The sequence below is a fragment of the Desulfobacter vibrioformis DSM 8776 genome (assembly GCF_000745975.1).
In the GTDB taxonomy this organism is placed as follows: domain Bacteria; phylum Desulfobacterota; class Desulfobacteria; order Desulfobacterales; family Desulfobacteraceae; genus Desulfobacter; species Desulfobacter vibrioformis.
Window position 1 is genome coordinate 160396 of record NZ_JQKJ01000007.1, and the last position, 11445, is coordinate 171840.

At 51.2% G+C, this 11445-nt stretch carries 12 protein-coding genes and 1 pseudogene; 10 read left to right on the plus strand and 3 right to left on the minus strand.

The window, feature by feature from the left end; genetic code table 11:
- Window positions 1–230 precede the first annotated feature (230 nt).
- On the minus strand, window positions 231–1082 hold the full coding sequence (locus Q366_RS05905) for a sirohydrochlorin cobaltochelatase (RefSeq protein ID WP_035237222.1): 852 nt from the start codon (window positions 1080–1082) through the stop codon (window positions 231–233).
- 90 nt (window positions 1083–1172) lie between these two features.
- Window positions 1173–2729 (minus strand): sigma-54 interaction domain-containing protein, encoded by a 1557-nt coding sequence (locus tag Q366_RS05910; RefSeq protein WP_035237223.1) that lies wholly within the window; start codon window positions 2727–2729, stop codon window positions 1173–1175.
- 282 nt (window positions 2730–3011) lie between these two features.
- On the opposite strand from Q366_RS05910, the gene Q366_RS05915 reads away from it, so the two are divergent.
- The 5 genes from Q366_RS05915 to Q366_RS05940 all read left to right on the plus strand — a co-directional run bounded on the left by Q366_RS05915 (window position 3012) and on the right by Q366_RS05940 (window position 7401).
- A complete protein-coding gene (locus Q366_RS05915; protein ID WP_035237225.1) occupies window positions 3012–3596 on the plus strand; it encodes a hypothetical protein in 585 nt (194 codons plus the stop codon).
- A 616-nt stretch (window positions 3597–4212) separates the two neighbouring features.
- Window positions 4213–5244, plus strand: a complete 1032-nt coding sequence (locus tag Q366_RS05925; RefSeq protein ID WP_035237229.1) for a porin family protein — start codon at window positions 4213–4215, stop codon at window positions 5242–5244.
- A gap of 487 nt (window positions 5245–5731) precedes the next feature.
- Complete coding sequence (locus tag Q366_RS05930) at window positions 5732–6091, plus strand: hypothetical protein (protein WP_035237231.1); 360 nt, start codon at window positions 5732–5734, stop codon at window positions 6089–6091.
- A 67-nt stretch (window positions 6092–6158) separates the two neighbouring features.
- Window positions 6159–6611: an efflux RND transporter periplasmic adaptor subunit gene (locus Q366_RS05935; protein WP_035237233.1), complete on the plus strand. Its 453-nt coding sequence runs from the start codon at window positions 6159–6161 to the stop codon at window positions 6609–6611.
- A complete protein-coding gene (locus tag Q366_RS05940; protein ID WP_035237235.1) occupies window positions 6604–7401 on the plus strand; it encodes an enoyl-CoA hydratase/isomerase family protein in 798 nt (265 codons plus the stop codon). Before Q366_RS05935 ends, Q366_RS05940 begins: the two co-directional genes overlap by 8 nt.
- A 59-nt stretch (window positions 7402–7460) precedes the next feature.
- Here the strand turns inward: Q366_RS05940 and Q366_RS21225 are convergent, their stop codons facing one another.
- On the minus strand, window positions 7461–7601 hold the full coding sequence (locus Q366_RS21225) for a hypothetical protein (protein ID WP_156968119.1): 141 nt from the start codon (window positions 7599–7601) through the stop codon (window positions 7461–7463).
- A gap of 244 nt (window positions 7602–7845) precedes the next feature.
- Between Q366_RS21225 and Q366_RS20095 the strand changes: the two genes are divergently transcribed.
- The 5 genes and pseudogenes from Q366_RS20095 to Q366_RS05965 all read left to right on the plus strand — a co-directional run.
- A complete protein-coding gene (locus Q366_RS20095) occupies window positions 7846–8676 on the plus strand; it encodes a DUF3450 domain-containing protein (protein ID WP_051957852.1) in 831 nt (276 codons plus the stop codon).
- Window positions 8677–8681: 5 nt separating this feature from the next.
- Window positions 8682–10193, plus strand: coding sequence for a MotA/TolQ/ExbB proton channel family protein (locus Q366_RS05950; RefSeq protein WP_245619885.1), 1512 nt, complete (start codon window positions 8682–8684; stop codon window positions 10191–10193).
- A gap of 12 nt (window positions 10194–10205) precedes the next feature.
- Complete coding sequence (locus Q366_RS05955; RefSeq protein ID WP_035237238.1) at window positions 10206–10829, plus strand: MotA/TolQ/ExbB proton channel family protein; 624 nt, start codon at window positions 10206–10208, stop codon at window positions 10827–10829.
- Complete coding sequence (locus Q366_RS05960) at window positions 10823–11242, plus strand: ExbD/TolR family protein (protein ID WP_035237239.1); 420 nt, start codon at window positions 10823–10825, stop codon at window positions 11240–11242. The genes Q366_RS05955 and Q366_RS05960 overlap by 7 nt, the downstream gene beginning before the upstream one ends.
- Window positions 11243–11445: pseudogene (locus Q366_RS05965) on the plus strand (energy transducer TonB); the annotation flags it as partial. It lies immediately after the preceding gene.

Consider the following 11445-nt stretch of genomic DNA (forward strand, 5'->3'; position numbering starts at 1 on the left):
CGCCATGCCGTCACTTTGTAAAGAATAATGGCGATATCTGCTATTTCAAGTTTTTGAACCGCATGAAAAGCGGTCAATGCCAGAGCCGTAATGGAAGGGCTCACGCTGGGCCAGGGTATGGGAGGGGTCAGGCAAGGTGATCTGCTGCGGCGGATTCGAAAACGCCATCTCCCCGGTCTGCCCCGGTGTCCGTGAATATACATGGTTTAGCGGGGCTGTCCCGATCGACCTTAATAATGTTTCATAATATCAAGAGCCCGCTTAAGCCTTTGGCAGAAAAACTGGATGCACTCTTTTCTGAATGCCAGTCCCTTGAAATATTCCTGTTCCCCGCAGGTGATGGTGGGGCAGTCCACGTCCATTCCCATTTTTTCAAACATGCTGCGCCAGCTGTCCTGGTCACCCATGAGATCTTTTTCCACATGCATGCCGGCCAGAAACAGCATGGGGATCAGGCGAATCCGGGTAAACGGTGTCCGGGCATGGTCTTTTTTGATCTGGTTGACAACGCTTTGGATGGTGGGAATCCCTTCAACCGTGGCGGCATAAACATTGTCATACAAACCTGAGACAAGATGACTGATGCCCATATAGATCATGTTCACGGGATCTGCGGCCAATGGGGTTCCGTGCAGGGCAAGCAGGTTGATCTGGTTTTCCCCGGTGAGAAAATCCGCTGACACCTCTTCCAGGACCTCGTGGATAAAATCCCACCGGTGGCACAGGGTTTCACTCAAGATCACCCGTAATCCGGGGAAATATAAAGAAGACTCCCGGACCTGCTGATACTCTGTGCCGGGAAAAACATGCAGGGGCTGAACAACGGCTTTGCGATACCCGTCAGACTCCACTTTGGCCAGGGTTTCCAGAAGACTGGGAAGCCCTTTTTTCCTGCGGATGATCTCGGATGTATATGCCCAGTATATCTGATAGCCGGCAAAATTTTCGGCAAGCTGGGCTTCAACTGCGTCCATGGCTGCCTGCCCCCTGGAAGAAGAGCCAAACGCCGCAATAATGATTGCCGGTTGATCTTCAAGTTTCGGCAGCCGCATTTTGCGGCCAATGTACCCATGCTGATGCATTATAATACCCTTTCTTGATCGTCTAAAGTATCGGTTTGTTTTTTAAATGTTTTTTCTCTTTTAGGTCAATGCTGTGGAAATAAAAAATTATTAATTCCCAGCCCCTGTATTTCGTCCATAGGGGATGCCCAGCTTATCCATACGGCTGCGCAGCGTACTGGGATGAATGTTTAAAATGTCTGCGGCGCCGTTCTTGCCCTGGATTCTGCCGCCGGTGTTTTTCATTACAGAAAAGATATGCTGCTTCATGGCTTCATCAAGGGTCCGATGTTCGCAGGTATTCCCGGAATCCGGACGTGTTGCGTTGTCCCCCGGCAGTTCCCCGACAAGGTCTGAGAATTGAAGCGGCTGCTCTTCTTCCTGGCTCATGTGCCGGATCAGTGCCCGTTCCACCATATTTTCCAGTTCACGGACATTGCCGGGCCACTCATAGGCCGTGAGCTGTTCCATGGTGCCCGGGGCAATAACCGGGTGCTTGGATAGATTATAGGTTTTGCGCTTTCTGTTGATAAAATGGTGGACCAATTCCGGAATGTCTGACTTTCTTTCACGCAGGGCCGGAATATGGATGGGAAAGACATTCAGGCGGAACAGCAGATCCTGCCGAAATTGCCCGTTTTTTACCATCCGGGCCAGATTGCGGTGGGTGGCGGCAATAATTCTGACATCCACGGAAATTGACTTGGACCCGCCAACCCGCTCGAAGCACCCGTCCTGAAGCACCCTGAGAAGACGAACCTGGGCTGCCGGTGAAAGTTCGCCAACTTCATCAAGAAACAGGGACCCCTTATGTGCCCGCTCAAACCGCCCCCGTTTGCCCTGCATTGCCCCGGTAAACGCTCCTTTCTCATGCCCGAATAACTCGCTGTCAAGAAGATTTTCCGTAAATGCCCCGCAGTTGACCTTGATGAGCGGCCCGTTTCGACGGGCAGAGGCATAGTGGACGGCATTGGCAATCACCTCCTTGCCCACGCCGGTTTCCCCGGTCAGCATCACGTTGGCATCCATAGGCGCAACCTGCCAGACCATCTCCATGACATCCCGAAGACCGAACCTCGCGCCCACGATTTCATCACCGGAAATATGGTGGAGTTCCCGGCGCAGGTACTGATTGTCCTCGGCCAGAAGGTCTTTGAGGCGCATCAATTCCCTGTGTTTGAGCACATTGGCCAGGGCCACGGCAAAGGGATCATGCAGCAGGACGGCAAGGCGGGCATGCTCGGCATTGAATTCGTCCGAACTGTTGGAAAAAAACAAAACAGCTCCAAGCAGTTCTTCGTCAAGCCTCAGGTGCAGCACAATTTTCGAACACCGGGACAGTTTTAAAAACCGTCCTATTTCACGGGAAATCGGGTTATTTTCCTGCTGCCCATAGAGAGAAACCCTGCCGGTATCTGTATGGGTTTCCAGAAAAGTCAGGCTCTCCGGGGAAAGGAACAGGGCTTGGCCCTCAGCCTCTTTGGGCAGGTTGTTTGTTAAAGACAGTATCCGGATTGCGCCTTTGTCCTCTTCATAGGTGCACAGCATTATGCTGCTCAAGGGAAAAAACTGTTTCAGAAACAGTCCGCACTCACGAATCATGCGGTTTTCATCCAGGCTGCCGCAGATTTTCATGGTGGCCTGGTGGAAAAAGGTCATATCATCCATGGTTGATTCTCCAAAACGCTATATAGCGTATATTTTGACACTAAATACCATATCTCGCAGCTATAAACACGATATTTTGAATTTATAATATCAGATCAATTTATTACAACATAAATTCAATATGTTAAACAAGTGGTATGTATTTTGATAATATGATTCTGATGAATATAGATAGTGCCTGAACGCAAACCTGTGTTTGGGCAAAATTAGAAGTGAAAATGCGGAACAGACCATGAACTGGAGTGTAAACCAGTTGTAAAAGTTAAAACCGGGAGAAATCAAATGGAAATTGGTATTCGCGCAAAAGCTGCTTTTTTTATTCTTGTTTTCGTTCAGACGTTGATCCTTCCCGCAGCATGGGCCGGCAACAGGTTTATCGACTACCAGGGGGTTTCAGTTTTCCACGGCCGGAGCGACGGGACCGGTATCGGGCCTGATACTGTGGACGCATATGAATGGACTACGCTCAACTATACACTGGGAAAAAACCTGACCACCTGGACCGCTTTTGAAACCCTGCTCGGGGCCGGTTACCTGGAAAGCGAACATTACGGGGATACCACGACCCTGGAGGCCAGGGTGCTTGCCGATGTTCATTATAAATTTCTCTTTTTAAAATTCGGGGTAGGAATTGCCCATCTTTTCGACGATGATAACCTTCCCGGTCTCGCAGAGACCGGCATTCATGGTATTATCTCCGGATCTGCGGGGTTCCGCTTCCGGTTCCACCGGGAGAAAAAGCCCCCTGTGGTGGTCTCCCTGGGATACGGGGTCGAGCATGTTTCCGCACCGTTCAAGCATGGAGATGACGGGGATGACGGCTGGAATACCGGCGGCGTACTCTTTACCCTTTCCTGTCCTCTCTAACGGGGAATTTTTCCCTGCCGCCGGACTCAGGAGCGGTTCCCCGGTCCGGCGGCAGGAACACCCCAAGCCCCAGATTGATAACAGTCACTGAACTGCAATATTCGGGTCAACTGTGTTCCGTATTCCGGCCTCGGCCATATTCACCCACCTCCCCCGGCAGCAGCCAGCCTTAAAAAAGCGTCCCATTTCACGGGAAACCAGGTTATTTTCCTGCTGCCCATACAGATAGATTTTCATGGTGGCCTGGTGGAAAAAGATCATATCATTGCATGGTTGATTCTTCCAAATTTTATATATCGTATTTTTTAACCACAAACACCATATTTCACAGTTATAAACACGATATTCCGCGTTTAAGGTACAGGCCCCCAAATTATGTAGACCCTGGTCAGGTATTTTTGCATAAAGTGACCATGGAAATGAACCTTGGCCATACCCCGGAAAACAGCGCTTGATTTTTGATGTCCTACCGTAACTGCTACACTTTTTTCATATGTTATTATTTTGGCATGATTATGGCAAATTATGTAGGCGGATCTGAACTGCCATGCACTCCATAAGGGACATGGCGGAGCAGACATGAGTTAATATTTTATTTTTTTAAAAGGAGAAAAAAATGAAAAAACAAATTATGGGTCTGCTGTTCGCTATGGTGTTTTTGTGTGCAGGAACTGCCATCGCTTCGGACTGGAATTTTTATGGATCTGCCCGGGTGGGAATGTTCTGGGAAGACAGCGATCTGAAAGACGAAACAAACCTGACTGAGGAGCTGCAAAGTAATTCGAGGATCGGCGCCAAGGTAAAAGTCAGCGATGAGCTGACCGGCCATTTTGAATACGGTGCTTCTGATGGAGACGCCAACGTCCGTAAACTTTACGGCACCTGGGATTTTGGTACAGGCAAATTAACTGTCGGCAAGGATTATACCCCTATGTACCTTCCTGTTTCCAACCAGGCGTGGAACGATGACAATGGCCTGGGTGGCTATGGCGAAGTCGACCCCGGACGTCATGCCCAGGTCAGACTGCAGTTTGGCGGATTCCAGATTGCTGCCATCTCTGCGGATTCAGAGTATTACGACGGCACCGATATTGTAGATGACGATATCCAGGTGGTGATCCCCAGAATCGAAGTTTCCTACGGCATTGATATAACCAACAATGCAACCTTTGATATTGCCGGAGGTTACGCGACGTTTGAATACAATGATAACGAAGATATTGATTCCTATGTCATCGTGGCCAGAGGCACCTGGGCGGCTGCCGGTTTTAACCTGGGCATTGAGGCTTTCTACGGACAGAACGCCGGTAACCTGATTGAGTGCAACACCACCGGAAATGATGATGGCAGAGGCTATGCCAAAGTTAATACCGTCACAGGCAAGGTTGAAGATGTGGACAACTATGGCGGAGAAATCGTGGCCGGATACACCTTCAATGATATGTTCGCCATTGAAGCCGGCTTTGGTTACATGCAGGGCGAATATGATGATGACGATGAAGACGAAGTCTATGCCTACTATCTGCAAGTGCCCATTACGCTGGCATCGGGCGTCACCATTACACCGGAAGTCGGTGTAGTTGACTACGAGGAAAGTGACCAGGATGAGATCGCCTACTTTGGTGCCAAATTCCAGATTAACTTTTAAACGTCAACCATAGTACTAGGGCGCGTCTTTTCGTTTTTTCATCCCACCGTCCATTCACCTGTTTCGCGGTCTTCCCAATTGACGCGCTTGCAAGGCGTACCGGCAACTTCCAGCCGGTACGCCTTTATTTTTTTTCTCTTTTGGTCAATACCATGGTCATATCATCCATGGTTGATTCTCCAAAACGTTAGATAGCGTATATTTTGACACCAAATACCATATTTCGCAGCTATAAACACGATATTTTGAATTTATAATATCAGATCAATTTATTGTCACGTAAATTCAATACATTAAACAAATGGCATGTATTTTGAGAATATGATTCTGATGAATATAGATAGTGCCTGAACGCAAACCTGTGTTTGGGCAAAAAAGGTACAAGCCAACCTAAAGGAGAATGCCATGTGCCCGACCATCAACCGGCGGAAAAAAATATTTTATCTTTGGTGGGCCGAAGCATACTTAAAACTAAGGAGTCACAGGCATGAAATCGGTTCTAACGAATAAAGAGAGAAAGAACGACCCCGAAAAAACGGTTCAGCAAAAAGAGCAAACCTTACAATGGGTTGAAATTATCACCGCCCGGATGGGGGCGCAGGTGTTTGAATTTCCGGACCAGGAACGATTTTTTGCGGACATCCGGGCCAGTGTGGATGTCCTCAAGCCAAAATCTGTGATCATCATGATCTATCGCAACTGCCTTGTGGAGAACGACTGGTCCATTCATCTGCGCTGGCGAACCGGATGTCAGACACCGGGGAAAACGGAGCTTGGCATCAAACTGGCCAATATTGTCAGGTCCATGGCGTTAGTGGATCACACCGTATGGTGTGGAGTGCAATAGTCGAACCAATACATGTGAATGAAGTCCTATTTGGGGACATTTTTTATATTGAACCTAGGAGAGAAAATTGAACATCAAGCTGTTATCACCATTTGTCCAAACCGCGGCTATCCTGGTCGTTGCAGGCTGCCTGCTCGCGGTCGGCTGCAAAACTGAAAATCAAGCCCAGGCCGTGGATCATCTTCCCGAAAAGACCCCGGTTCTCGTGACGCCGGTGACCCAGGTCTCTGCCACCCGGATTATTTCTGTTTCCGGTACCCTGGCCGCGGATAAAACCACCCCCACGGGATTTCTGGTTGCCGGCAAGGTGGACCGGATGTTTGCCGACGAAGGAGACCATGTCCCCAAGGCGTTTTTGCTGGCCACGGTTGAAGCCCAGGATTACAAGAATCGGCTGGACATGGCCAGGGCAAAGGCAGATACCCAGGTCGCAATAGCGGAACTGAACAGGCAACTCACCCTGGATATAAATACAGACACCCGGATCGAGCAAATTGAAAAGGAGTTCATGTATGAATAACCGCGACTTAATTGTATCCTACCCCGGCTTCTTTGTGTCTGAATTTCGGGACGGTGCCCTGTGGCTGAAGATTTCAGGGAATTTTTTTCACAATGCAATCAGTTTTGACCGCATGGATTTCTTCCATGACTATTTTGCGGCCCTTGCCGAGGAAAAAGAGATCAAAACCGTGGTGATGCATTCGGGGTTCAGTGACTCCGGCAGCGATGAATACTTAAAGTTTTTTCTGTTTGAGTCTCCGGAACGCGATCCGGGCCACTTTGGGTTCTCCAATACCATGAACCGTTATGAACTGCACCGGTACTGCAATGTCATTGACCAGACCATTTTAGACATTTTGGCCATGGATAAAATGTTCATCCATATCTGCACCGGCGAGGTGATTTCCTTGTTCCTGAATATTGCCCTGGCCTGTGATTACCGCATTATAACCAGTGACACGATGTTCCATAATGTTTATCACGAAATCGGCATGCTGCCCAAAGGCGGTGCGCCTTTTATTCTCGGCCGCACCGTGGGGCCCGGCAAAGCCAAGGAACTGCTGCTGCAGGACCGGATCACCGCCCTGCAGGCCCTGGAAAACCGCATTGTCGAAGATGTGGTGGTACCGGAAGACCTTGAAGACAGGGTCCAGGAGATAATCTGCCGGTTTAACGATCTTCCTGCACAGTCCCTGTTCGGTGTTAAACGGCTGGCGAATTTCAACTTCGATGAACTGAAAACCTACCTTGAATATGAAACCGAACAAATTTGGAAAATCGGTCAGAATAAAAATTTTTTCGACCAGTGATGGTTAAAGATGAATCCTCATCTCATCTGGCCACCACCCACCAGGCCACCCCCCGGCTGTTATTCCATGAGTGCAAGGACCTTTTCCCAGGTAATAAAAATATTCCGGCTTGTCTGGTCAAGCCCCAGTGCCTCACACTGGACCATAATCCTTGATGGGTTAGGTAAGTCGATCTGGTGCGGCGAATTCGAAAACGCCATATCCCCAAGCTGCCCCTGTGTGCGTGAATATACATAGGCATGCTTGTAGGTCAGATTTAAGTCTATGTTTGTCTTGTTTGTATCTGGCTTATTAATTTGGAATACACGACATAGATTAGCCTTGACTTTCTTTTTTTGGTCTTGTACTACAGAGATGATTTGGTCGGCCCGTTTTGTGGAACCAGCTAAAACACGCCAAAGATTTAAAAAATATTGGACTTCAAGGGTGATGAAAGGGAAAATAATGGGAAGTGAAAAGAATCAGGGCGCCCGGGATCGTGGCAGAACATGGATGGGGTGCGCTGTCATGGCCTGCCTGCTCATACTCCCGGTATGGGAAGGATCTGCCGCCCATGCCCGGGTCTCTGTGCCAAAGGATATTGAAGCTCCGGTTGCCGCCTCGGTGGATACCCGCCAGGCTGCCCAGGCGGCCCGGGAAAAATGGGACGCCCGGCGCCAGGCACTTGCAGAGGAGTATGACCGCCTTAAAGCAGAAAATGAACAGCTTGCCTTTGCCAACAGGAACCTGGCCAACAAGGCAGGGGACCTGGAAAAATCAAACCAGGACCTTACCCGGGAAAAAGAGGAGGCCCAGCGGATCAGGACGGAACTGGCCCCGTTTTTAGGGGACCTTCTTGGGCGGCTGAAGGCCCTTGTAGCAGCGGACGCCCCGTTTTTATCCCGGGAACGCAATGACCGGCTGGTCCGGCTGGGGGTGATCCTGGATGATCCGGATATCACCATTGCCGAAAAATACAGAAAAATGATGGAAGCCCTGTTTGTGGAGGCCGAATACGGCAACACGGTGGAGGTGTACCGGGAAAAAATTGTTGCGGACGGCACAGAAGTCCTTGCGGACATTTTCCGTATGGGAAGGGTGGCATTATTCTTTCTGGCCCTGGACCGGGAAAGCGCCGGGATTTTTGACGTGGCGGCCAATCAGTGGCGCACCCTGGACAAAACCCGTGTGCCGGCCATTGAGGCCGTGGTGGAAATGGCAGCCAAACACCGGCCCATGGAAGTGGTGGCCCTGCCCCTGGGGGCTATTGCCCCGGAAGGGGGGGATCAGAAATGATACCGGTGAAACGCTTGTCAATTCCTTTTGGGGTCGGTCTGATCCTGGCCGCAGTTGTGGTCTGCCTCGTCCCTGCGCCAAAAGTTATGGCCGCAGATATGCGCAAATCCTATGCAGATCTTGAACAAAAACGCCGGGACATGGCTGCCCAGGCGGCAAAAGAACTTGCCGCAGCCCGGGCCGAGGCCCTGGAAAATGCCCAGGCCATCAAAAAGGACAAAGATGCCCTTGTTTCGGCCATTGCAACGCTGAAATCCCAGAATAGCCGCCTCCGGACAGCCAATGGGGGGCTTCAGGAAAAAATTGATGTCCTGGCAGACGAACAGGCAAAACTGCAGACCAGTCTTGAAGAATCCAGGATGGTGAACAAGGAGCTGGCAGGCTTTGTCAGAACCTGCGCCAAGGATCTCAACAGCCTTCTGGTCCAAAGCCCCCAAAGCGCCTTTGATAAAGACCGGAACAGTTTTCTTGCACCTGTGGTCAACCAGGAGCGGTTCTGGTCCATGGATGATCTGCGCCAAATGTGTGATATCCTGTTTGGCGAAATTCTGGCTTCGGGGCAGGTCGGTCTGGGCCGGGGCATGGTGGTGGACCGCCAGGGAAAGGACAGGGAGGCCAGGATTCTGAGCATCGGCAATTTTACCTCCCTGTATGTGCTCACAGATGACCAGGGCCGGGAATCGGAAACCGGTTTTCTGCTCTATTCGGATCAAAGCAGCCGGTTTTTCGCCCTGTCCAAGCTGCCCTCAAAAAAATTTGCAGACCAGATCAATGCCTATCTTGCCGGGCAAAGCGACTGTGTGCCCGTGGATATCTCCAAAGGCGGTGCCCTTCGGCGGTTTACCCATGAATTGAATTTGCTGGACCAGGTGCCCAAGGGCGGTCCCCTTGTATGGCCCATCCTGGCCCTGCTGGGCATTGCCGTACTCATCCTGGTGGAGCGCCTGGTTTTTTTTTGGCGGCGTCAGATCCGGGTGGAGCCGTTTATGGCCAAGCTTTCCCCTTTGCTTGCATCCGGAAATTGGCAGGCATGCCGGGATTTGATGCAGGCCAACAAGCGGGGATTCATTCCCCGGGTTCTGCTTAAGGCACTGCCTGTAAGGGAGCAGACCCGCACGGACATGGAAAATGTACTCCAGGAAGCGATCCTGGCAGAAATTCCCCCCATTGAACGGTTTTTATCCACCCTGGGCATGCTGGCTGCCATTGCACCGCTCATGGGGCTTCTGGGAACGGTGACCGGCATGATTAATACCTTTCATGTGATCACCTATTACGGGGCCGGGGACCCCAGAATGATGTCCGGCGGCATTTCCGAGGCCCTGGTCACCACCATGCTCGGATTGACCGTGGCCATTCCCATTATGCTGTTTCACACCCTTTTGTCCCGGCGTGTGGAAACCCAGATCAGCACCATGGAGGAAAAGTCCGTGGCCTTTGTCAACATGGTGTTCAAGGCAAGGAACGGGTGCCGGCCACGTGAGATTTCCAGCGCAACAGATAGCAATCAGAATTAAGGAACGATCCGGATGGATGAGTTTTTTTACCAGATGGCCGCTTATATCCGTTCCGGCGGGGTGGTGATGGTGCCCATTCTGTGCGTTTCCCTTGTGATGTGGATACTGATCTTCAACCGCCTGTTTTTTCTGCATCGCCTGTATGTGAAAAACATGCCCCGGGCCATGGCCGGGGAACTGGTCCGGGACAACCAGTGGCCTGAAAAGAGGTATCAGGGTGCCAATGCTTTTCTGATCAGGGAATTTCTGTCCCGGCGCAGCCCGGTGCCGGACCCGGATCTGGACGCCCGGATTCTTGATGAAACGGTCATGGCCCTGACCGCCTCTTTGGACCAGTACCTGGCCCTGATCGGTGTGCTCTCTGCCGTGGCCCCGCTCATGGGACTTCTGGGCACGGTGGTGGGGATGATGGAGACCTTTGATGTGATCACTGTATTTGGCACGGGTAATGTCCGGGCCATGGCCTCGGGGATTTCCGTGGCCCTGGTCACCACCCAGACCGGGCTGATGATCTCCATACCCGGGCTTTACATGAGCGGGTGGCTGAACCGGCGGGCCTCAAACCTCAAACACCGCATCGCCTCCACAGCCATGTACCTTAAACCCTTTATCCGCAGCAGGAGTGTGTCATGCTGAATATATCCGCATCCAGGCGGGCCGCGAAAAAGACCCTTGAACTGAATATTGCGCCCCTGATCGATATGGTGTTCATCCTTTTGATCTTTTTTCTGGTCACCACCTCCTTTGTCAAGGAGACCGGGGTGGACATCTCCCGGCCCACGGCCAGTACGGCTGTGGCAAAAAACAAAGCCACCATTCTCATCGGCATCACCCGGGACAACACCATTCACCTGGACCGCAGGGAAATGGATGTCCGGGCCGTGCGTTCGGGGGTTGAACGGGCCATGGCTGAAAATCCCGAAGCCGGTGTGGTGATTGTGGCGGACAAGGAGAGCCGGACCGGTCTTGTGATTTCGGTGATGGATGCCTGTAAACTGGCCGGGGCGCAAAACGTGGCCCTTGCCGCAAGCCTGCCCAAAGGAGAATAAATGACCGGTACTGCTCGGCTTTCATACCGGGAAGGGTCCCGCAGATTTCAGCCGGGTACAGTTCTGGTCTGGATTTCGGCCATTGTTCTGGCCCTGGGACTGAATCTGTTTATCTTCGGGATTATGCCGGCCTTTATCCAAGGTGTGCCCGATGCACCGGATGATGCGGAACTTATCCAGGCCATCCAGGTTGTCCGGATCAA

Bases quoted from the DNA above. Each gene is read 5' to 3' on its own strand.
- Q366_RS05905 (WP_035237222.1), bottom strand. From the start codon at position 1,082: ATGCATCAGCATGGGTACATTGGCCGCAAAATGCGGCTGCCGAAACTT.
- Q366_RS05910 (WP_035237223.1), bottom strand. From the start codon at position 2,729: ATGGATGATATGACCTTTTTCCACCAGGCCACCATGAAAATCTGCGGC.
- Q366_RS05915 (WP_035237225.1), top strand. From the start codon at position 3,012: ATGGAAATTGGTATTCGCGCAAAAGCTGCTTTTTTTATTCTTGTTTTC.
- Q366_RS05925 (WP_035237229.1), top strand. From the start codon at position 4,213: ATGAAAAAACAAATTATGGGTCTGCTGTTCGCTATGGTGTTTTTGTGT.
- Q366_RS05930 (WP_035237231.1), top strand. From the start codon at position 5,732: ATGAAATCGGTTCTAACGAATAAAGAGAGAAAGAACGACCCCGAAAAA.
- Q366_RS05940 (WP_035237235.1), top strand. From the start codon at position 6,604: ATGAATAACCGCGACTTAATTGTATCCTACCCCGGCTTCTTTGTGTCT.
- Q366_RS21225 (WP_156968119.1), bottom strand. From the start codon at position 7,601: ATGGCGTTTTCGAATTCGCCGCACCAGATCGACTTACCTAACCCATCA.
- Q366_RS20095 (WP_051957852.1), top strand. From the start codon at position 7,846: ATGGGAAGTGAAAAGAATCAGGGCGCCCGGGATCGTGGCAGAACATGG.
- Q366_RS05955 (WP_035237238.1), top strand. From the start codon at position 10,206: ATGGATGAGTTTTTTTACCAGATGGCCGCTTATATCCGTTCCGGCGGG.
- Q366_RS05960 (WP_035237239.1), top strand. From the start codon at position 10,823: ATGCTGAATATATCCGCATCCAGGCGGGCCGCGAAAAAGACCCTTGAA.